The following is a 21,157-nucleotide window of genomic DNA, read 5'->3' on the forward strand; positions in this document are numbered from 1 at the left end:
GGATTATGGCTGACGTACTCTCCGACGACGAGATCTCGGACCGACTCCCGGCAGCGTGGGACCGCGAGGGCGACGAAATCGTTCGCGTCTACGAGTTCGACGACTACCTGCGCGGCGTGAACTTCGCCCAGATGGTCGGCGAAATCGCCGAATCACAGTTCCACCACCCCGAGATAACGATCCGCTACGACGAAGTCGAAATTCGACTCACGACCCACGACGCGGGTGGGATCACGGAAGACGACCTCGAGATGGCGGAGTTGATCGAGTCCGAACACGGGGCCTGAAATCGGCTCTGTACCAGAACGAAACGATGGAGGCACACTACGCGTTCCTGGTCGAAGCCAGACTCACGCCCGTCGACCCCGGGCTGACAATCGACTCGCCGGTCGTCGAGCGCCGCTGTCTGCTCGCGGCGGCCGAACCCGGCGACCAGGGGTGGCGACTGTTTCGCGACCTCCTCTGGCGCGGCGAACTCGGCGACGAGCGCCATGCTCGAGCGCTGATCGCCGAGAAACTCGGACAGCCGGTCGAGGCCGTCGAGTTTCGGGCGTTCTACGCGGACGAACCCTACCTCGAAGCCCTGAAATCGGCAATCAGGGACGACCTCGAGTCGTTCAAGGCCGACGACGTCACCGAGGTCCTCTCGAAGTACTTCGGGTCATCGCTCGAGGTTGGCGTCGATCCGATGGGCGGGCCCGACGGGTCCGGCAACTCCGGCACGGACTGACGCCGTCGAATCGAACTCGAGGCCGAGTGCAACGTCGCGACCAGGTCCGAGCCTGTTGCCACCAGATTCGAACCCGGTGCCAACCGTTTCGACCTCGACCTCACCAACAGCGTTAACCCACCTGCGTGACAGAAGTCGGGTATGCTCGGCTATCACCTCGCGTTTCTCGTCCTGGTCGTCGGGACGACCGCATTCTTCAGCGCGCTCTCGTTCCTGAACGTCCGTTACGGCGAACGGGCGCTCGAGCGCGAGCGGGAGTGGGTCACCTCGCGTCTGGACTTCGACGACCTCGACCGCGTGGCCGCCTACCAGCGGGCGACGACCCGGCTCTCGCAGGTCCAGACCTGGGTCACCCTCGCGCTCGTCCTCGCCGCGCTCTACTCCGGGGCGCTCGCCGCCGTCGTGGACGCACTCGAGGGACTGGGCTACGGCCCGGTCATCACCGGCGTCGGCTTCTTCGCCGGCGTCGTCGTCGCCCTCCAGCTGTTCTCGCTCCCCTTCGACGCCTACGACACGTTTGTGATCGAGGAGCGGTTCGACTTCAACGAACAGACGCCGGCCCTGTTCGTCAAGGACCTCGTCCTCGGGACGCTCGTCGGCCTCTGCATCACCGCTGCGCTCGCCGCCGGCGTCCTCTGGTTTATCGCTACCGTCCCGACCTACTGGCCCCTCGCCGCCGTCGCCCTCTACGTCGCCTTCTCGCTCACGATGCTCGTCGTCTACCCGCGTGTGATCGCCCCGCTGTTCAACGACTTCGAGCCCATCGAGACCGGCGACCTCCGGGAGGCCGTCGAGCGCGTCTTCGAACGCGCGGGCTTCACCTGCGACGGCATCTACCTCATGGACGCGAGCAAGCGCTCCTCGCACTCGAACGCTTATTTCGTCGGCTTCGGACGGACCAAACGGGTCGTCCTCTTCGACACGCTGGTCGACCAGATGACCCTCGAGCAGGTCGAGGCCGTCCTGGCTCACGAACTCGCCCACTGGAAGCGCGCGCACATCTGGAAGCAGTTCGGCGTCGGTACCCTCCGCGTGGGTGCAATGTTCGTCGCGCTCTGGGCACTTCTCCAGACCTCGTGGCTGTACGCGATGTTCGGCCTCCCGGAGACGGCCTACGTCGGCCTCGTGGTCGGCGCCCTCTGGATTCAGCCGCTGGCGAAACTCACTCGGCCACTCGAGAACAAACTGTCACTGGCCCACGAGCGAGAGGCCGACGCGTTCGCGACCGAGGTCATGGGAAGCGGCCAGCCGCTGATCGACGGGCTCTGTCGGCTGACCAGCGAGAACCTCTCGAACCCGTTCCCACACCCGTGGTACGCGACGTTCCACTACACCCACCCGCCGATTCCCGACCGGATTCGCTACATCCAGGGCCTCGACGGCGGGTCGCCGGAACCGACGGATCCGGCGGCGGCAGACGGTTCCTGAACGTCACCTTCCGCCGACCGAAACCATTTATGCCCGCCGGTTTAAATCAGGAGCATAATGCGGAAAAGTGGGCCGCCGAAAGGCATCATCGCGTACCTCGTCCTCGAGTTGCTCGAGGAGAAACCCCGATACGGCTACGAAATTCTCAAGGAAATCCGCGAGATCAGCGGTGGCCACTGGGAACCGTCCTACGGGTCGGTATACCCGATCCTCTACAAGTTCGAGGAGAAGGGGTGGGCCGAGCGCATCGAACGCGAGGACGAACCCGACCGGAAGTACTTCGAACTGACCGACGATGGCCGGGCCGAACTCGAGAACCGACGGGATGACAGCGCGGAGAAGGCGCGCGATTTCGCGGACGTGATCCTGGGCTTCTTCCACGTCTACGCTGCCTTCTCGACCGACGAACGGTTCGAAATCCCGGAACTCGAGGGACAGTGGCGCTTCGACGAGACGTTCAGCGCGTGGGTCGTCGAGCAGGTGGTTCGCCACCACGAGCACTACTTCGATGCGACGTTCGAGCGAATCGACGACACGCCCGAGGAGTTCTACGAGCGACAGGGAATCGACGAGTCCGACTCCTGAACGTCGGGCTCTCGAGGCCCTCGACAGATCACGACCCGCGTGCCTGCTCGGACGGTAGCCCCGTAATTTCGAAGCGTGCGCCCTCAGTCGATCCGTCATCGAGCGAGAGCGTCCATCCGTGGGCGTCGACGATCGTTCGAACGAGTTCGAGGCCGTACCCCGTGCCATCGGGCGAGGTCGTGTACCCTGGATCGAAGATCGCCTCGCGCTCGGTTTCAGGGATACCGGTGCCGGTGTCTTCGACGAAGATTCCACCGTCGACGTCACCGACGGTTATTTCGACGTCCGGGCCGCCGTGCTCGATGGCGTTCCGCAGGAGATTCTCGAACACGTGCTGGATCGTCGTCGGGTCGGCGTGGATCGTCCGGTCGGTCTCGACGACGAGGGTCGCCTCCTTCCTGTCGACGGTGCTCCAGGCAGTGTCCAGCACGCTCCCCAGGGAGAGGTTCTCTCGCTCGCCGACTCGGTCGCCTCGCCGGGCCAATGCGAGGATGTCGGTCACGATGCTCTCCATTCGCGAGTGTGCAATCGCGACGTTCTCGAGTGCCTCGCTGTCTGCGTCTGCGTCTTCACGAGCGAGTTCGAGGTATCCCTGGGCGACTGCCAGCGGGTTCCGGAGGTCGTGGGAAACGGTCGCCGCGAACGCGTCCATCTGTTCGTACTGCGCCTCGAGTCGGCGCCTGGAACGTTGACTCTCGGTGACGTCGCGCAAGACGACGACCCAGCCGACCCGTCGGTTTCCTCGTTCGAGCGGTTCGGCGAGCGGTCTGACGTATCGGATCTCGCCGTCGACGTCGATCGGAATCGGATCGTCCTCACTCGCGAGCGTTTCGAGGTCGAACGAGGGGAGCACCGACGCGAGCGGCGACCCGAAGTCGCCATCGAGGTGCTCGAGCAGCGTTCGTCCCCGCTCGTTCACATGCACGATCCGACCATCGGCGTCGAGGACGAACGTGCCGTCGGGCGAGTATTTGATGACCGTGGCGTAGGCGAGCGGCGGGAGCGAAAAGAGGCGGTAGCGAAAGATGGCGACCGCGAACGCGGTGGCGGCGATCGCGCCCGATACCGGGACCAGGTTTATGGTCTCGAATCCGAACGGTGGCACGCCAACTCTCGACAGAATCACGAACACGAGTGGGCTCGTGGCGCCGACGGTGAGCAGGCCCGCCTGCTGGTAATACGACGGTCCGACGCGTCTCGCCTCGAGGCCGATGACGACGATCGCGGCGACCGTCAACGTGAGGTTGTACAGACTAAATACGTAGAATACAGGCCCGTCCTCGACGCGAACCAGGGTCAAGTCCCCTTCGATGACGTTTACGCCAGCGATGACGGCGTCGTCGGGTCCGACGAAGAGCAACACGACGAACAGCGTTGGAATAGCCATAACGCCAGCGACGACGTCCCATCGAAGCCACCGATGGCGGTCAGTGTAGGCGAGGGCGAACAGGAACAGCAGTGGCGAGACGAGCGCTACGCCGACGTGGAGGAGCTGGTAGAACAGCAGTTTCACGTCCGGGTCGGTGTGAAGCAGTTTGAGGGCCGAAAATTCCGTCCACAGGAACGCACCGAACGAGAGGCCGAAGAAGAGGACGACCGACGGGTCCGCTCCCCGGGTTCGCACGCGAAACAGCGTGTAAACAACGATTATAAACGTAACTATCGTTGCAAAGAGAATTGGGAGTACGACTGGCGTGTATTGCCAACTCACAGGATAGAGAGGGAGAGCATACCACATGAGTGTACTGGCAGATTTCGGGGCGTTCAACGACGACGTGGCAGGAAAGAATCACCCCGTTGGGTTCCCTCGAGGTGGCCGATTGACTCGTTTCGTTTCCCCATCAGCTGTGGCTCGCGCTGGTTCTGCGAGCGCGACTTCTGTAACGACTCGAATCAAACGTTGAGATGGCACGTGAAGAGAGGCCACTTCCCCTCCCCCTACCCTGCAGGCCGGCTTCGGGTTCTCGCACGTGCTCGGCGAGTTCGATGGCGGCCAGGCGGAGTAGTTGCGCGCACTCTACGTCGACGTCGGCTCAGTCACGATCGAATCGGACCTCGAGGGACGCTCGGGCGCCAAAGGACGTCTCGAGGCTTTCGGCCGTTCAGGGGATGTCGCTTACGCCGCGATCGGTTCAGGCATCGTCTCGTCGTCCGACGATTGCGCGAGCGGGAGTTCAATCGTGAACTGGCTTCCGTCGGGTCCCGTCTCCGTAACCTCGACGGTGCCGCCGTAGGTACTGACCAGTTCTTCGACAAGGTACAACCCTAGCCCGTGGGTGGTTCCTCGTCCTTTCTTGCGCTCGAAGAGCGAGTCGATCGCGTCCGCTCGAATCCCGGGTCCGTTGTCTTCGATCCGAACGCGGACGGTGTCGTCCATCCGTTCAGCACTGACGCTCACGGCCGGGGTGTCGGCGTCGTTGTGCGTGACCGCGTTCGAGAGCACGTTCCCGAAGACGCGAGGCAACAATTCGTCGGCCTGGACGGCGAGTTCGTCCGGGACGTCCGTCCGAACCTCGACATCGCCGTATCGGTTCGTGAGCTTGGTCACTTCGTCGGCCAGAACCCGAGTGAGGTCCACCGGGTACAGCTCGTGCGTCCCGGAGGCCGCCTCGAGGAGGACGCGAACGTCGGCGATGACCGTGCTCATCTCGTTTGCCTCCTGGTGAATGATGGTGGCGTACTCCCTGTGCGCTGGATCCAGTTCCGACTCCGCTTCCAGGATCTGTGTCGCGTATCCGTCGATGATGTTTGCAGAGTTGAGAACCTCGTGTCTGAGCACGCTATTCAGGTAGTCGAGCATCGTCCGTTGCTCCTCGAGCTGCTCGGATCGGACCGTCGCTCGTTCGGCGGCGATCGCCTGGTCGATAGCCCGTCCCTCGAGGATGCCGAGCAACACGCCGACACCGGCGCCGAAGGCGACCGACCACCGCGTCCAGCCCACCACGATGCCCCACGATTCGGTCGGCATGACGGCCATGAATCCGACGTTGAGAAGGGTGAACGTGACGAACCCGCCGATCCACCACCAGGCGATGCGGGGATACCGACGGGACGACACCCGAGCCCCTTCCAGCCAGTACCCGCCGTAGATAATCCCGATAGCGGCGATAGCGGTCGAGGCCGCACCCATCGCGAACGCGCCGTTGAGGAGGACGTTCGCACCGAGGATCCAATGTGTCAACACCTCCCCGGCCAGGACGGCGAGTAGCAGGGCGCCAAACCACCGTAACAGCCGAGGAAGTGTTTCGTGCATACCTATACCGGTCATTGAACTGGAGGGGATCTTATTATGGGTTGTGGCTAACTCATCAAAAATTCGACTAGTTGTCGATCGCAAGGCAAAGCGCTTACGGCTGATTCCTACGGGACTCGAGCATGTCCACCTGAGAGATGTTATCATCCATATGAATTCGTAGTCTACTCACTCGAGATCAGTTCGGGCGTCGACCAGATCGGACGGCGATCCGCGTTTGGTCGCGAATCGTCGACAGACTTCTGTGTGCCGACCCAATTGCTTGCGTCTCAGTCGTGCCGAAACCAAGGAAGGACATCGCTTCGCTCGTCCGTCGAGATATCGGCATGCCTTCGTTTCACTCAGTCATGCCGAAACGACCGCTGCCCCGTAAACACCATCCTGCATCCACCTTTTTCTCGACGGGTTCTCTTCGATCACCCGTCTCCAAAAATCTGGACTAAAAACCGCTCGTTCACTGTGCTCACTCGCGGCTTAGTCGTGCCGAAACCAACGAAGGACATCGCTTCGCTCGTCCGTCGAGATATCGGCATGCCTTCGTTTCACTCAGTCATGCCGAAACGACCGCTGCCCCGTAAACACCATGCTCATGCCGAGTTCGTTCGCCGCCTCGATCACGTCCTCGTCGTTGACCGACCCGCCGGGCTGGACCACCGCCTCGATCCCCGCCTTCGCCGCCTCCTCGAGCCCGTCCGGGAACGGGAAGAAGGCGTCCGAGGCCATTACCGCGCCCTCGGCGGACTTGCCCTCGGCGTGTTCCTCCGCCTTCATCGCCGCGAGTCGTACCGCGTCGACGCGAGAAACCTGGCCCATTCCCACGCCGACCGTCTCCGTGCCCGTCGCGAAGAGGATACCGTTCGACTTCACGTGTTTGAGCGTCTGCCAGGCGAAGACCATCGTCTCGAGTTGCTCGTCGGTCGGTTCGCGGTCGGTGACGACCTCGAGATCGCTCGTCGAGAGCCGCTGATCGTCGCGCTCCTGGACGAGTCGGCCGCCGACGAGGGGTTTCTCGGTGAACCGTTCGATGGCGCCGTCCAGGTCGCCGACGTCGAGCACGCGCAGGTTCTTCTTTTCGCACAGAATCTCGAGGGCGTCCTCGGCGTAGCCGGGAGCGACGACGACCTCCTTGAACGAGTCGGTGATCGCCGCAGCGGTGTCGGCGTCGCACTCCCGGTTGAGGGCGACGATGCCGCCGAAGGCGCTCATGGGGTCAGTCGAGAGCGCGCGCTCGTAGGCCTCGGCGACGGTGTCGGCAGTTGCACAGCCGGCCGGGTTCGTGTGCTTGATGACCGCGGCGGCGGGTTCGTCGAACTCCGTGATCAGGTTCAGGGCACCGTCGGCGTCGTTGTAGTTGTTGTAGCTGAGCGCCTTCGCTCCCTCGTTCAACTGCTCGGCGTGGACGACGGATGCCTCCTCGCAGGTGTAGTCGGCGTAGACGGCCGCGTTCTGGTGGGGGTTCTCGCCGTATCGCAGGGTGTCGAGGCGATCGCTCGAGGTGAGTCGGCGAGTTGGGAGGCCGCCCTCGTCGTCGGCTGCGTCGGCGTCGACCGTAGCCTCTTCAGCGTCCAGATCCACGTCAACGGCACCCTCGGCGAACCACTTCACCACGCGCGGGTACGCGCGGAACTCGCCCTCGTAGAGGACGCGCTCCTTGAGCGTCTCGCGGGTGTCACCGTCGTAGACCGGCACCGGTTCCTGGGTGACGATCGGACCCATGTCGACCTCGCTCTCGACGACCTCGCCGTCCTCGTCGGTGGCGTCGGTGACGACATGGACCGTACAGCCCGTGACGGCGACGCCAGCCTCGAGGGCGTCGCCCCAGGCGTCCATGCCGGAAAACGCCGGGAGCAAGGACGGGTGAACGTTGAGCGTCGTGGGCTGAGCCTCGAGGAAGGTATCCGAGAGGATGCGCATGTAGCCGTCGAGACAGACCAGGTCGTAGTCGTAGCCCTCGAGTGCGACGTTGACGGCCTCCTCGTGGTCGCGTCGGCTCATATCGTCCTCGAGCGGGACGACCTCCGTCGGAACTCCGCGTTCGGCGGCGGCCTCGAGCACCGGCGCGTCGGCGTCGTTCGTCAGGACGACGGCGAGTTCGGCGCCACCGGGCGCACGGTCGGCGACGTTCAGCAGGTTCCGGCCGCGGTTGCCGGCGAGTCCGGCGAGTCGTGTCATACGTGATGGGGCGCCCGCGAACGGCAAAGTGGTTGCGGTCTCGAGGCGTGAAGTATGCACGAACGTGCCGTGAAGCCAGCCGGAAAACGCACAATAGTCCAGACGATATGCACGGCCGTGGGACTCGTTCCGACACGCTTTTGCACGCCGCTCGTGCAGCCACGCACATGACTGACACCCACGCACTCTACGCCGTCTCGCCGCTCGACGGCCGCTACGGCTCTCGGACGAGACCCCTGGCGCCATACGCGAGCGAGGCCGCGCTCATGCGCGCCCGCGTCCGCGTCGAAGTCGAGTACCTGCTCGTGCTGGCCGACCTCGAGGCGACGCCCCTCGACCTCGCATCCGACGAGCGAGCCCACCTCCGCGGGCTCTACGAGAACTTCGACGAGGAGGACGCCGAGTTGATCAAGACCCTCGAGACCGACGGCTACGCCGGATTCGACGCGACCAACCACGACGTGAAAGCCGTCGAGTACTTCGTTCGCTACCACCTGCCAAACGACAGCGAAGCGTCGCCGTGGATTCACTTCGGACTGACCAGCGAGGACGTGAACAACCTGGCCCACCGCCTGCTGGTCCGGGGCGCCGTCGAGGACGTCCTCCTGCCGGCGCTGTACGACCTCCGCGATTCGCTGACCGGGATGGCCCAGGAGCACCGAGACGTCCAGATGCTCGCGCGAACACACGGCCAGCCCGCGACGCCGACGACGTTCGGGAAGGAACTCGCGGTGTACGCGGCCCGCCTCGGCCGTGCGACGGCTCGGGTGAGCACGGCGACCGACGCGCTCTCCGGAAAACTCGGCGGGGCCTCTGGCACCTACGCGGCCCACGTCGCCGCCTACCCCGACGTCGACTGGCGGGGCTTCGCCCGCGAGTTCGTCACCGGACTGGGCCTCGAGTTCACGCCCCTCTCCACGCAGGTGAATCCGTGTGACGACCTCGCCGCCGTCTTCGACGCGTTCCGCGGGGTCAACAACGTCCTGCTCGACCTCGACCTCGACGTCTGGCTGTACGTCTCCGACCGCTACCTCGGCCAGGAGGCCGTCGCAGGCGAGACCGGTTCGTCGACGATGCCCCACAAGGTCAACCCCATCGACTTCGAGAACAGCGAGGGGAACCTCTCGAAGGCCAATTCCGACCTCACGTTCCTCGCCGACTACGTCACCACCTCCCGTCTCCAGCGCGACCTCTCGGACTCGACGGTCAAGCGCAACGTCGGGGCGGCGTTCGCCCATTGCCTGATTGGGTACGGCAAAACGCAGGCCGGCCTCGAGAAGGTCGTCCCCAACGAAACGGTCATGCGCGACGCTCTTCGGAAGACCCCCGCGATCATCGGCGAGGCTGTCCAGACAATCCTCCGGCGTGAAGGTCGAGACGACGCCTACGAGCAGGTGAAGGCGCTCACTCGCGGCCGCGAGGTCACCCTCGAGGACTTCCACGACCTGTTCGCCGACCTCGAGGTGAGCGACGAGGTTCGCGAGGAACTGCTCGCGCTGCGCCCGGAGACGTATGTCGGCGTCGCGAACGACCTGGTCGACGACCTCGAGGAGTAACGGAGCACGCGACAACCTCGCGACGACTATTCGTCGAGAGGGACACGCCCCATCGCGTTCGGCGGACCGCGCCTCGGCCACGGTCTCGAGCGTGACTCGACGACAATCCAGAACGATCGATGGGCGAGCCCCGTAGCCGAAGCGTTGTCTCGAAAGCGGCTGGCTTGGCTGGAGGCGACGACCGGCTTCCCTCGCATTCATCGACCCGATATATCAATTCTTGTTCTATCACTAGGAACAGTTATTTATATTTCCAATATTGATCAACAGCTTCGATCTGTTTAGTATAGTTTTTATAGTATTGTTGATACTCAATTTATATTCATTATATCCCCTAACTTCTCCGCTTTTTTGCGCTACTAGTAACTATATCAAAATCGTCAGAAATAGTCAACTATCCTCGAAGTATCTCAATATAGATGATCTATCTCATAAATCCTATTGTATCTTATATATCCAATCGGTCTCGAGCCAGTCATTCTCGACTCCGTCGATAGCCCGCGACGAGCAGTCCCGGACCGAGACACGCGACGACGACGAGTCCGACGGTCTCGAGGCCGAACGAGCCGTTCGTGACGACCCCGACCAGGCCGGCTACGGTCACCGGGAGCAACAGGGCCCCAATGACCATCATCACCAGCGTTCGATTGACGAGCGCGAGCCGTTCTCCGCAGTGTGGACACTCACTCGCGGTCGCTCGGACCTGCACGTCACACGACTCACAGCGTATCTGCTCGGGCATATCCGTCATTGCAGGCGAGGTACCTTATCTCTCTCGCCGGGCGAGCACTACTGCACGCGGAGCTGGAGTTTGGGCCCGCTCGAGCGACGTCTCTCAGCCCTGCTGGGCGTCGACGACCGCCACGCCCGCCAGATTGACGATGTCCTTGACCTCGTCGTCCCGCTGGAGGACGTGGACCGGTTTGTCCATCCCGACGAGCATCGGGCCGATGGCCTCCGCCCCGCCGAGGCGCTGGAGGAGTTTGTAGCTGATGTTGCCCGACTCGAGGTTCGGGAAGACGAGCACGTTCGCGGGCGCGTCGAGCGCGGAGAACTCGTAGGTTCCCTGGAGCAGGTCCTCGACGACGGCCGTGTCGGCCTGCATCTCGCCATCGACGGGAAAGTCCACGGCTGGATCAGCCTTGAGCAGTTCGACCGCGTGCCGCGGCTTTCGCGTCCCCTCGTTCGTCACCGAGCCGAAGTTCGAGTACGAGAGTAAGGCGGCGCGAGGTTCGACGTTGAAACGACGCGCCAGGGTAGCCGTGTGTCGGGTAACTTCCGCGAGGATTTCGGCGTCCGGGTTCTGGTTGACCGTCGCATCGGCCACGAAGAGAACCCGGTTTTTGAACGTGAGGAGGTAGACGCCGGCGGCGTACTCGGCGTCCCTGGCCGTACCGATGATCTGGAGCGGCGGCCGCAAGGCCGAGGGATAGTGGTGGGTGAGCCCGGTGAGCATCGCATCCACGTCACCCGACTCGACCATCACGGACGCGAAGTAGTTGCTGTCGCGAATCAGTTCCTCAGCTTCGCTGCGCGTGATACCCTTACGCCGACGGCGTTCGTAGAGGCGTTCGACGTACGCCTCGTCGGTCCCGCCGGTCGGGTCCACGACCTCCGGGGTGAACTCGAGGCCGAGGTTCGCCGCCGTACGAGCGATCTCGTCCTCGTCGCCGATCAGCACCGGTTTGGCGATTTCTTGCTCGACGAGCTGATAGGCCGCCCGGATGATCTTCTCGTCGCCTCCTTCGGCGAGCGCAACGCGCTTTGGGTCGCTCTTGGCCTTGTTGAGGACGACGCGCATCATCTCCCGGGACTTTCCCAGACGAGCCTCGAGTCGCTCGCGGTGGGCCTCGAGATCGATCTCGATGCGGGCGGCCCCGCTTTCCATCGCCGCCCGCGCGACCGCGGGTGCGACCTCGAACAGGACACGTGGATCGAGCGGTTTCGGGATGATGTACTCGGACCCGAACTGGAGGGGCTGGTCGCCGTAGGCCTTGACGACGGCGTCGGGAACGTCCTGGTGGGCGAGGTCGGCCAGTGCCTCGGCTGCCGCAACTTTCATCGCCTCGTTGATCTCGCTCGCGCGAACGTCGAGGGCGCCGCGGAAGAGGAACGGAAAACCGAGGACGTTGTTGACCTGATTGGGGTAGTCCGAGCGTCCGGTGGCCACGATGACCGTATCGTCACGGGCGTTTTTCGCCCGTTCGTACGGGATTTCGGGATCCGGATTCGCCATCGCGAAGACGACCGGGTCCCGCTCCATCGACTGAATCATCGACTCGTCGACGATCCCGCCCACCGACAGCCCGACGAACACGTCCGCGCCGTCCATCGCGTCCGCGAGGTTGCCCCCGGGCACGTCCCGAGCGAATTCTTCTTTGTACTCGTTGATCTCGCCGCGTTCGACGCGGTCGGTTGTCACGATTCCAGTCGAATCGCACATCAGAATGTTATCCTTCCGGACGCCGAGAGAGGCGTAGAACCGAGCTGTCGAGAGCGCACTCGCACCGGCGCCAGAGAAGACGACTCGCAGGTCCTCGAGGGCTTTTCCGGTGATCTCCGCCGTGTTCAGCAGCGCCGCGCCGCTGATGATGGCCGTCCCGTGCTGGTCGTCGTGAAAGACGGGGACGTCCATCTCCTCGCGGAGGCGCTTCTCGATGACGAAGCAATCCGGAGAGGTGATGTCCTCTAAGTTGACGCCGCCGAAGGTCGGCTCCATGGCGACGACGGCGTCCGCGAACTCGTGGGGGTCGTCGTAATCGAGTTCGATGTCGAAGACGTCGATGTCCGCGAAGCGCTTGAACAGCACGCCCTTACCCTCCATCACGGGTTTCGAGGCCTGGGCACCGATGTTTCCGAGCCCCAGCACCGCCGACCCGTTCGAGACGACGCCCACGAGGTTCCCCTTCGCGGTGTAGGTGTAGGCGTCCTCGGAGTCGTCGCGAATTTCGCGACAGGGGGCGGCGACCCCCGGCGAGTATGCGAGGCTCAGGTCTCGCTGGGTGTTTGTTGACTTGGTCGTCGAAATCTCGATCTTGCCCGGGGGATCCGATCGGTGGTACTCGAGCGAATCCTCGTCTAGTCCCATGCCCTGATGCTTTCGCCGACGTCGATATAAAGGTGGCTGGACGTCGTTCGTGTCTCGAGCGATGCGCTGCTCGCGGTCGATCGCAGTGGCGGCGTCGAAGCAGAGGGAGATTCGATCGTGCCCACGGCCGAATCGAGAATCGGGAATTGAAGACCAGGTAAATCAGTAGTCCTGCAGCGGGACGAGCGCGTCAGAGGAACAGATCCTCGTTCGGTCGGAACGCGATCACGCGCTCCTCGGTCATCTCGTGGACGGCGTACTTCGGCCCCTCGCGGCCGATACCGCTCGCCTTGCTACCCCCGTAGGGCTGGTGGTCGGCCCGGAACGTCGAGATGTCGTTGATCATAACGCCGCCGCAGTCGATGTTCGTCGCCGCCTTCAAACCGACACGGTGGTCGAACGTGAAGATGCCCGCCTGCAGGCCGTAGTCGGTGTCGTTGGCCAGCTGGATCGCGTCGTCGACGTCGTCGTATGTCTGGATCGCGAGCACGGGGGCGAACGCCTCGCGGCAGACGACGTCCATCTCCTGGGTCGCGCCGTCGACGATGGTCGGCTCGAGGACGGCCCCGTCACGATCCCCACCAACGACGAGTTCGGCGCCCTGTTCGGTCGCATTTGCGATCCACTCCTCGATCCGCTCGGCGTCTCCCTCGTCGATCATCGGGCCGACGTCGGTCGTTTCCTCGAGCGGGTCGCCGACGGTCAGGTCCTCGACGCGGGCGACGAGCGCGTCAACGAGGTCGTCGTGGACCGCCTCGTGAACGAGGACGCGCTGGACGCTGATGCACATCTGGCCCGCGTAGGAGAACCCGCCGTCGATGATCCGATCCGCGGCGTCCTCGACGTCGGCGTCCTCGTGGACGATCACCGGCGAGTTGTTGCCGAGTTCGAGCGAGACCGACGCCAGGCCGGCATTCGCGGTAACCTGCTTGCCGACGGCGCGACTGCCGGTGAACGTGTAGTGATCGACGTCATCGCTGTCGAGTAGCGCCTGGCCGACTGTCGAGCCGCTCCCGATGACGAGGTTGAGCGCGTCTCGCGGGAGTCCGGCGTCGAACAGCGTCTCCGTGAGTTTGATTGCGGTCAACGGCGTCGTCGTCGCTGGCTTCAGGACGACGGTGTTCCCGCCGGCAAAGGCCGGCCCGAGTTTGTGCGCGACGAGGTTGAGCGGAAAGTTGAACGGCGAGATCGCTCCGATCACGCCCTTCGGGAAGCGCTTGGTGAACGCGATGCGGTTACCGTTCCCCGGTTGGGCGTCGAGTGGGATCTCCTCGCCGCCCAGGCGCTTTGCCTCCTCCGCCGAAAAGGTGAACGTGCTCACGGCGCGGCCGACCTCGCCGCGGGCCGTCCCGATCGGCTTCCCCGCCTCGGCAGCCATGACCTCGGCGAACTCGTCGGTTCGCTCCTCGATCAGCTGTGCCGTCTCCTCGAGGATGTCGGCGCGTTCGTGAGCCGGCATCTTTCTCATCGTCTCGGTCGCCTCCCTGGCGGCGGCGATGGCGTCCGCCACGTCCGCCGGCGTCGCCTTGCTCACTTCCTCGATAACGGTTCCGTCGTACTTGTTCCTGACCGGGATCGTCTCCTCGGTTTCGATCCAGTCGGATTCGATGTGTAGTGACATTCGGTGTACCCTCGGTGACTCGTGTCGTGCAATCGCTACGTATGTGGCGTGCCCACATACCGCCTGCTCTAACGAGCGTCGCCTCGAGTAATAAATGCTCCCATCGACCAGTTTGCCTGGAATCGACGACGACACGAAATATAGACTTAGGGTGTTTCATATTCTCGTAGACGAACGCGCGGCACGAGGTGACGGACCAGTCACGCCCGAGCGAGCGCCGCTACTCGAGGTGAGCGCGCAACCAGTCGGCCGTCCGCGGTCGATACTTGTGCGGAATGTTGTTACAGACGTGATTGCCCTCGTCGTAGAGCAGGAACTCGCCGTTGGGCGCCCGCCTGGCGATTCGTTCCGACTGGCGTGGGTGAATGATCACGTCGTTCGCGCCAGTGGCGACGAGCGTCGGCACGGTGAGGTTCTCGATGTCTCGACTGAGCGTGAGTTGCTCGGTGATCTCGTCGACCTCGATGAGCGAGTCGGTCTTGCAGGCCCACGCGAACTGCTCGGCGAGGAGTCCGCCACCTCTCGTACTGACGGGACCGACAGTGAACGGGCCGGAGATGCCGACACAGGCGTCGATCCGATCTTCGTTGGCCGCGACGTACGGGGCGTAGAACCCGCCGAGTGAAACGCCGTAGATGCCGATCCGCGACGTGTCGACGCTGTCGGGATCTCGGCGCTCGAGTTCGTCGAGCACGCTTCCGACGAGCGCTGGATACTCGGGCGTCATGCCCTGTTCGTGCCAGGTCTCGCCCTGGCCGGCGCCGTCGACGGCGACCGTCGCGAGCCCGCGGTCGTGGAACTCGGCGGCGTACGTCGAGAGTTCCTCCTTGATCGAGTCCAGGCCAGGGATCAGGACCACGAGCGGCGCGCCCTCGCTTCCCACCGGCGTTCGGAGGTTGGCCGGGACGTCGAACCCACCGGCGTCGTACGGCGCCTCGATGCGTTCGAACGTCGGTTCGAGCAGCTCGGCACCGCGCCTGAACACGTCGACGGCGTCCGCGTGGACGTCGCGGCTCCGGTCGTCGTCCTCGTGCCAGACGTGCGAGCCGAAGTGGTAGTACATCGCCGCCCGGGTGTAGTGATCTCCGGCGCTCTCCTCGTCCCCACGGTCGCGCGCCTCGTCGCCGAGGGTCTCGTACTCTCGACCGACGCGCTGGAAGGCACCGAGCCATTCGCTCCAGTCGTCGATTGCGGTCTCGAGTCGCGCCATGTCGTTGTAGTCGATGCCGTTCGCGACGAACCGGGGCGTCCAGTTGGTCAGCGATTCCGTGACGAACGATTCCCCTCGCTCGAGTGTCTCCTCCGACATACCCTACCCACTGACGTGCACCAGCAAAGTTCTATGGACGGTCACGGCCTCGGCGGCCGCCTAATCAGCCTCGATCGGGGATTCCCGCTCGAACCCGGTGCCGTAGCGTTGCAGGATAGCCAGCGTCAACGCGATGCAGACCGCCCCGACGCTGCCGATAACGAGAAACGCCGTCGAAAAACTGGTGTGATCGATGATGACACCGAACGCCGGCGGTGCGACGCTTCCCGCAAGCGTGATTCCGACGGTGATGACGGCGAAGTTCGTTCCGAGGTCGGCCTGTGCGGACAGTTTGTCCGTCAGTTTCGATCGGGCCGGGCCACCAAATCCGATGCTCCCGCCAGCGAGGATCACCGCGACGCCCGCCAGCAAGGGAGGCAGGAGGAACGACCCGACCACGAGTGCGGCGACGAGCAACCCGCCGTAACTCGTGAGCAGGATCGACTCCGCCGAAATCCGATCGGCGAGGTCACCGCCGACGAGGATGATGATCGCCGTCACGACGAACATCGCGGTGTACAGCACGTTCGCAAGGCCGAGGTCGAGTCCGTACCCGTCGGTGAGCAACACGACGGCGTACGAGCGGATGCCCCAGTTCGCGATGCCGGTCACGAGCGCGAGGACCGCCAGGGCGACGATGGCGGGGGAGGTGGTCAACGACTCGAGGCCGTTGCGAACGCGTTCTCGAGCCGTCGCGTGACGTGTTTCGTCCGCTAGGGAAGCGTCGGACGAGTCGCCGCCACCGGTCTCCTCCCTGCGCGTAATCGTCGACCCGACGTACCGGCCGAAGACGAGCAAACAGAGCAGTCCGTATCCGGCGCCGAGGACGGCGGCAAAGACGAAGACGGCCCGCCAGGTGACCCCGTTGAGGCGTGTAAGCGCGACGATGAGTGTCGGGGCCGCGGCGTAGCCGATATTTCCCGAAAAACTGTGGATGCTGAACACGCGCCCGCGGTTCTCGCTGCTGGTCGCCGCCGAGAGCATCGGGAAGTGCGCCGGGTGGTGGGCCGCGATGCCGATGCCGAGTATCGCCTGTCCGACGAACACCCACTCGATCGTCAGCGCGAACGCGGTCACCAGGACGCCGACCGATGCCAGCCCGAGCCCCGAACATAGTGCCAGCAGTCGGCTGTGATTGTCCGACACGTAGCCGAAGGGAAGCTGGAACACCATGTTGAACGCGCCCTGCGTGCCGACGGCGAGGCCGAGCGTCGCGAGCCCCACGTCGAACTCGCCAGCGAGGATGCCGAAAATTGGCGGCAACAAGACCAGATACAGGTGATTGATCGCGTGTGACCCGCTCACGAGCGCGACCGTGAGTTCGACCTCTCGAGGGACGGACGGACGGAGCTGGCGAACGCGCATCTACGGTGTCACTCTCTGCGGGTAGAAATGAAAGTATCGCCGGTTGAGCGGCTGTGGAGATACTGATCGATCGGTCGACGGTCGTTCGATCCAATCAGCAGCCGTCTGCAGTCCAGTGTTTCATATGCCAGCGAAGCCACGCTGGGTTCCACACGGGTTCCACGCAGCCGTTGTGCATGACCATCCCCTCCTCCTGAGTGAGCGCGAGCACCGCCGGATCCTCGAAGCACTGCTGCTGCAGTTCGGTGTAGATCTCGGCTCGATCCTCCTGGTCCGGTTCGTTGGCCGCCGCCTCGATTTTGTCGAGGATGCTCGAGTCGACGTGTTCGTACGCCCTGCTGCGCGAGCCGACGGATCCGTTCTCCATGTGAATCGCCCGGTAGTACGGATCGGGGTCGGGACCCTGGGGCAGGAAGCCGTGGAACTCCATCGGGAACTGGAACTGCTCGGCGGTGTGACGCTCCGTCATCTGCGACTCCGTGATAGATTCGACTCGGATCGTGATGTTGTCGTTGAGCGCCTCGAGGTTGTCCTTGAGCAGCAAGTTGCCCTCGGAGAACTCCGGGATACCCTCATCGAAACACGTGATGGTGAACCCACCGTCCCAGTACCCTGCCTCACGAAGGAGTTCTTCGGCTTGCTCTGGGTCGTACTCGAAGTTCGGCGCGTTCTCGTCGTAACCGAGCATTCCCTCGAAGTGGTACTGTTTCATGCGCGTCGCGTGGCCGTTCCAGATCTGTTCGATGTACGTGTCGTAGTCGAACGCGAACCCGAAGGCCCGCCGGACGTTCGGATCTTGGAAGAAGTCCGAGTCGACGGTGTCCTCGTCGGGCATATTGTCGAGGTCGTACGGAATGTCGAAGTTGAACGTGATGTGGGCCGGGTCGAACAGGGGACTGAAGAAGAACTCGGCGTTCGGCGTCCCCTCGACGTTGCTGAGTTCCGCCGCGGGCGCCTCGGCGACGAGAGCATCGCCCCGTTCGATCATCGATGCCCGGGTGCCGATCTCGGGGACCGCCTGCTGGACGATCCGATCAATGTTCGGGTACTGGTCGTCCCAGTAGTTGTCGAAGGCAATCCACTCGATGCGTTCACCCTGGTTCCACTCGCCGGCTTCGTACGGTCCCGTCCCGGCCGTGTTCTGCACCATCCAGTCGTTCCGCTGACCCTCCTGTACGCCGCCGTTTTCCTCGACCGCCTCCTGGCTAACGACGGCCATCGCCGGTCGCGTCACGACGTTCGTCAGGAACGGGGCGAACTGCTCAGAGAGTGTGAGGACGACCGTGTAGTCGCCGTCGGCCTCAACTGACTCGATTCGGTCCAGTTGCCCGACGTCGGGGCTGAGGCCGATCGTCTGTGCGCGCTCGATGGAGAACACTACGTCGTCAGCCGTCATTTCGCCGCCGGTGTGAAACTCGACGCCCTCTCGCAGTGGGAACTCGTAGGTCAACCCGTCGTCGGAAACTAACCCGTTGTCGTCGGACGGAACCTCCGTCGCGAGCCACGGCTCGAGTTCGCCACCTTCCCCAGGAAACCCGAGGAGCGTTTCGTAGGCGTTTCCGGGGAACGCGAGGAACGAGACGTCGCTCGTCGTGTCGACGACGTGTGGGTCGAGATTCTCGGGATCCTCGACGTCGACGAACGTCAGCGTACCGCCTCCACCGCCGTTACCACCATTGCCGTTGTCGCCATTACCCCCGTTGCCGCCGTTGCCGTCGCCATTCCCACCCCCGACGCAACCTGCGAGTGCGATACCACTGCCTGTGCCCACTGCTGTGAGTAACTGCCGTCGTGTCCTCTGGGACATGTTCACATATGCATATTAAATCATAATAAACGTTGCGGCGATTCGTACAGCGATAATAACTATGATTAATTGAAACGGTGTCAGAAACGGGCGATCGGGTGGCCAAGTCCTATTCAGAGAGCGCGCGCGGGTCGAGGACGTCGCGGAGTCCGTCTCCAATCATGTTCCAGCCAAACGCCCACAGGAAGATCGCGATGCCCGGGAAGACCGAGGTCCACCAGCGGCCGGCGACGAGGTCACTCTGGCCGTTCGAAATCATGACGCCCCACTCGGTAATGCCCGGTTGTGCCAGGCCGATGAAGGCGAGACTGGCGGCGATCAGGACGACACGACCGAAGTAAAGCGTCGACTGGACGAAGATCGGCGGGATCGCGTTCGGTAACACGTCGCGGACGAATAGCGAGAGCTCGCTCACGCCAGCGACGCGAGCCGCGTCGACGTATTCGTTGTTCTTGACGTGGATGACCTCGCCGCGAATGATGCGCGCGTACGAGCCCCACATCATGACCATCAACGCGATCGCAATGTTCTGGTAAGCCGGCCCTACGGCGACGACGAACGCCAGCGCGAAGATCAACGGTGGAATAGCGATGAGAGCGTCGACGACCCGCATGAGCAAGTCGTCTACCCAACCGCCGACGAACCCGGCGACGCCGCCGACGATCGTTCCGATGAACGCCGTCACCGTTACGACGGCAATCGATAATCCGATCGACAGCCGCGATCCCCAGGCGATGCCGTAGAGAACGTCCCCCCCGGTCTGGGTGGTCCCCAGCAGATGACCCTCGGACAACGGTGGTTCCTCCGCGTTCTGCCAGTCTCGAGGCATCTGATAGGCGTCCTGTCCCTGTGCGGGGAACAGCAGCGGCGTGAACAGCGCGAGGAGGATGAAACTGACGACCACGATGACCCCGATCAGGGTCAGTGGATTCTCGATCATCTCCTCGAAGACGGACCGCACTCGGTCCATTCGCATCTCGATACTTCGTCGATCCGGCGTCCAGTTTTGTACGATTGACATGATTGCCCCCATCGTTATTCACCCAGTTCGACCCGCGGGTCGAGATACGCGTACGTGACGTCCACGCCGAGGTTGACGAGGATCGTCGACACCCCGACGAGCAAGATAAAGCCCATGATAGCCGGTGCGTCGCCGGCAACCGCGGCGTTAGCGACCCACCTCCCCAGCCCCGGCCAGGCGAAGACCAGTTCGACGACGACGATTCCACGCAAGAGGAACGCGAAACTCAGTCCGGCGACCGTGACGGTCGGAATCAGCGCGTTTCGACGAATGTGTTTCGCGAACACGATTCCCTCTTTGACGCCGCGAGCGCGAGCCGCGTCGGCGTACTCCTCGCGTTTCTTCTCGACAATTTCGGAGCGAAGATGGCGGGTGATCACGGCCGACTCGGCGTAACCGATCGTCAGTGCCGGGAGGAACAGGTGCCAGACGGCGTCCCAGAACGCAGCCAGGTTCGCGTTCAACAGGGCGTCGAGCGTGTAGAAGCCGGTCGGGTGCGATATCGTCGCGTAGATAGCAGGGTCGGAACGGCCGAGCGGGAACCATCCCAGGTAGACGTAGCCGACCAGGATTAACATGAGACCGGCCCAGAACTGCGGGGTCGACATGCCACCTATCGCGAGCGCACGCGAGAAGTGATCGATCCAGGTGTCCTGGTACTTGCCGGCCAGGGTCCCCAGGGTTATGCTGATGATACCGGCCACGATGATGCCGGCGATCGCCAGTTCGAACGAGGCAGGCGCCTTCTGGAGCAACGCGGAGGTGACCGGGGCGGACGCTTCGGTTGACCACCCCCAGTTGCCCGTGAGTATCCCTCGCATCCAGATGAGGTACTGCTTCCACAGCGGTTCGTCCAGCCCGTACATCTCTCGCGCGGCCTCGACCTGTTCCTGGCCGGAGGCGACGTTTACGTATGCTCCGATCGGCACCCCCGAGATACGGGTTAGTCCGAACGTTATCAGCGTAACGAGAAAGATTGTGGGCACGAGGTATAGGATACGTCTGATTACGTAGTCTCGAACTTCCATGTGTTAGTGGATACCATTCACACCACTATAAATTTGTGGTGCTTCGTTCGCGAGCGACGACGAGAATGGAGCGGTCGGAGGGCGGCAACGCGACTGTCTCCACCGGCCTACCCGGTACTGGTGTCGCTCGCTCATTTCGATATAGGCTTAGTGTGTTTCAATCAACGAGTGTGAACGAGTAACCGGTGTTCGAG

At 63.4% G+C, this 21,157-nt stretch carries 16 protein-coding genes; 5 read left to right on the forward strand and 11 right to left on the reverse strand.

The genetic code is table 11. The features are described from left to right. Positions 1–5 precede the first annotated feature (5 nt). From J1N60_RS01795 to J1N60_RS01810, 4 genes are all read left to right on the forward strand, one after another. Positions 6–287, forward strand: coding sequence for a 4a-hydroxytetrahydrobiopterin dehydratase (locus tag J1N60_RS01795; protein ID WP_312910216.1), 282 nt, complete (start codon positions 6–8; stop codon positions 285–287). Positions 288–313: 26 nt separating this feature from the next. Further along, complete coding sequence (gene lwrS / locus J1N60_RS01800) at positions 314–730, forward strand: LWR-salt protein (RefSeq protein WP_312910217.1); 417 nt, start codon at positions 314–316, stop codon at positions 728–730. Between the two features lie 141 nt (positions 731–871). Further along, the gene (locus tag J1N60_RS01805) at positions 872–2,158 is read left to right on the forward strand and encodes a M48 family metallopeptidase (RefSeq protein WP_312910219.1); all 1,287 of its coding nucleotides are present in this window, start codon (positions 872–874) and stop codon (positions 2,156–2,158) included. A 57-nt stretch (positions 2,159–2,215) separates the two neighbouring features. Beyond that, on the forward strand, positions 2,216–2,743 hold the full coding sequence (locus tag J1N60_RS01810) for a PadR family transcriptional regulator (protein ID WP_312910220.1): 528 nt from the start codon (positions 2,216–2,218) through the stop codon (positions 2,741–2,743). 28 nt (positions 2,744–2,771) lie between these two features. Here the strand turns inward: J1N60_RS01810 and J1N60_RS01815 are convergent, their stop codons facing one another. The 3 genes from J1N60_RS01815 to purH all read right to left on the reverse strand — a co-directional run bounded on the left by J1N60_RS01815 (position 2,772) and on the right by purH (position 8,168). Then, on the reverse strand, positions 2,772–4,367 hold the full coding sequence (locus J1N60_RS01815; protein WP_312910221.1) for a histidine kinase N-terminal 7TM domain-containing protein: 1,596 nt from the start codon (positions 4,365–4,367) through the stop codon (positions 2,772–2,774). Between the two features lie 492 nt (positions 4,368–4,859). After that, positions 4,860–5,996, reverse strand: coding sequence for a sensor histidine kinase (locus J1N60_RS01820; protein WP_312910222.1), 1,137 nt, complete (start codon positions 5,994–5,996; stop codon positions 4,860–4,862). A 546-nt stretch (positions 5,997–6,542) separates the two neighbouring features. Next, the gene (purH, locus tag J1N60_RS01825) at positions 6,543–8,168 is read right to left on the reverse strand and encodes a bifunctional phosphoribosylaminoimidazolecarboxamide formyltransferase/IMP cyclohydrolase (RefSeq protein ID WP_312910224.1); all 1,626 of its coding nucleotides are present in this window, start codon (positions 8,166–8,168) and stop codon (positions 6,543–6,545) included. A 167-nt stretch (positions 8,169–8,335) separates the two neighbouring features. On the opposite strand from purH, the gene purB reads away from it, so the two are divergent. After that, complete coding sequence (gene purB, locus J1N60_RS01830; RefSeq protein ID WP_312910225.1) at positions 8,336–9,724, forward strand: adenylosuccinate lyase; 1,389 nt, start codon at positions 8,336–8,338, stop codon at positions 9,722–9,724. Positions 9,725–10,199: 475 nt separating this feature from the next. Here purB and J1N60_RS01835 read toward each other — a convergent pair whose 3' ends face one another. From J1N60_RS01835 to J1N60_RS01870, 8 genes are all read right to left on the reverse strand, one after another. Next, complete coding sequence (locus J1N60_RS01835) at positions 10,200–10,466, reverse strand: hypothetical protein (protein ID WP_312910227.1); 267 nt, start codon at positions 10,464–10,466, stop codon at positions 10,200–10,202. A gap of 93 nt (positions 10,467–10,559) precedes the next feature. Next, positions 10,560–12,812, reverse strand: a complete 2,253-nt coding sequence (locus J1N60_RS01840; protein ID WP_312910229.1) for an NADP-dependent malic enzyme — start codon at positions 12,810–12,812, stop codon at positions 10,560–10,562. Positions 12,813–13,002: 190 nt separating this feature from the next. Continuing rightward, positions 13,003–14,433, reverse strand: a complete 1,431-nt coding sequence (locus J1N60_RS01845) for an aldehyde dehydrogenase family protein (RefSeq protein ID WP_312910231.1) — start codon at positions 14,431–14,433, stop codon at positions 13,003–13,005. Between the two features lie 220 nt (positions 14,434–14,653). After that, on the reverse strand, positions 14,654–15,742 hold the full coding sequence (locus J1N60_RS01850; protein ID WP_312910232.1) for an alpha/beta hydrolase family protein: 1,089 nt from the start codon (positions 15,740–15,742) through the stop codon (positions 14,654–14,656). A 60-nt stretch (positions 15,743–15,802) separates the two neighbouring features. Then, a complete protein-coding gene (locus J1N60_RS01855) occupies positions 15,803–17,107 on the reverse strand; it encodes an MFS transporter (protein WP_312910234.1) in 1,305 nt (434 codons plus the stop codon). A 94-nt stretch (positions 17,108–17,201) separates the two neighbouring features. After that, on the reverse strand, positions 17,202–18,914 hold the full coding sequence (locus J1N60_RS01860) for an ABC transporter substrate-binding protein (protein WP_312910236.1): 1,713 nt from the start codon (positions 18,912–18,914) through the stop codon (positions 17,202–17,204). Between the two features lie 109 nt (positions 18,915–19,023). After that, positions 19,024–19,884 (reverse strand): ABC transporter permease, encoded by an 861-nt coding sequence (locus J1N60_RS01865; RefSeq protein WP_312910238.1) that lies wholly within the window; start codon positions 19,882–19,884, stop codon positions 19,024–19,026. A 65-nt stretch (positions 19,885–19,949) separates the two neighbouring features. After that, entirely contained in the window at positions 19,950–20,963 is a 1,014-nt protein-coding gene (locus tag J1N60_RS01870; protein WP_312910240.1) for an ABC transporter permease, read from the reverse strand. Positions 20,964–21,157: the final 194 nt, after the last annotated feature.

Source organism: Natronosalvus caseinilyticus (assembly GCF_017357105.1).
In the GTDB taxonomy this organism is placed as follows: Archaea; Halobacteriota; Halobacteria; order Halobacteriales; family Natrialbaceae; genus Natronosalvus; species Natronosalvus caseinilyticus.

What these genes read in the sequence shown, in the direction of transcription:
- J1N60_RS01855 (WP_312910234.1), bottom strand. Translation starts at nt 17,107, where the DNA reads ATGCGCGTTCGCCAGCTCCGTCCGTCCGTCCCTCGAGAGGTCGAACTC.
- lwrS (WP_312910217.1), top strand. Translation starts at nt 314, where the DNA reads ATGGAGGCACACTACGCGTTCCTGGTCGAAGCCAGACTCACGCCCGTC.
- J1N60_RS01820 (WP_312910222.1), bottom strand. Translation starts at nt 5,996, where the DNA reads ATGCACGAAACACTTCCTCGGCTGTTACGGTGGTTTGGCGCCCTGCTA.
- purB (WP_312910225.1), top strand. Translation starts at nt 8,336, where the DNA reads ATGACTGACACCCACGCACTCTACGCCGTCTCGCCGCTCGACGGCCGC.
- J1N60_RS01850 (WP_312910232.1), bottom strand. Translation starts at nt 15,742, where the DNA reads ATGTCGGAGGAGACACTCGAGCGAGGGGAATCGTTCGTCACGGAATCG.
- J1N60_RS01805 (WP_312910219.1), top strand. Translation starts at nt 872, where the DNA reads ATGCTCGGCTATCACCTCGCGTTTCTCGTCCTGGTCGTCGGGACGACC.
- purH (WP_312910224.1), bottom strand. Translation starts at nt 8,168, where the DNA reads ATGACACGACTCGCCGGACTCGCCGGCAACCGCGGCCGGAACCTGCTG.
- J1N60_RS01795 (WP_312910216.1), top strand. Translation starts at nt 6, where the DNA reads ATGGCTGACGTACTCTCCGACGACGAGATCTCGGACCGACTCCCGGCA.
- J1N60_RS01845 (WP_312910231.1), bottom strand. Translation starts at nt 14,433, where the DNA reads ATGTCACTACACATCGAATCCGACTGGATCGAAACCGAGGAGACGATC.
- J1N60_RS01865 (WP_312910238.1), bottom strand. Translation starts at nt 19,884, where the DNA reads ATGGACCGAGTGCGGTCCGTCTTCGAGGAGATGATCGAGAATCCACTG.
- J1N60_RS01870 (WP_312910240.1), bottom strand. Translation starts at nt 20,963, where the DNA reads ATGGAAGTTCGAGACTACGTAATCAGACGTATCCTATACCTCGTGCCC.
- J1N60_RS01860 (WP_312910236.1), bottom strand. Translation starts at nt 18,914, where the DNA reads ATGTCCCAGAGGACACGACGGCAGTTACTCACAGCAGTGGGCACAGGC.
- J1N60_RS01810 (WP_312910220.1), top strand. Translation starts at nt 2,216, where the DNA reads ATGCGGAAAAGTGGGCCGCCGAAAGGCATCATCGCGTACCTCGTCCTC.
- J1N60_RS01840 (WP_312910229.1), bottom strand. Translation starts at nt 12,812, where the DNA reads ATGGGACTAGACGAGGATTCGCTCGAGTACCACCGATCGGATCCCCCG.
- J1N60_RS01835 (WP_312910227.1), bottom strand. Translation starts at nt 10,466, where the DNA reads ATGCCCGAGCAGATACGCTGTGAGTCGTGTGACGTGCAGGTCCGAGCG.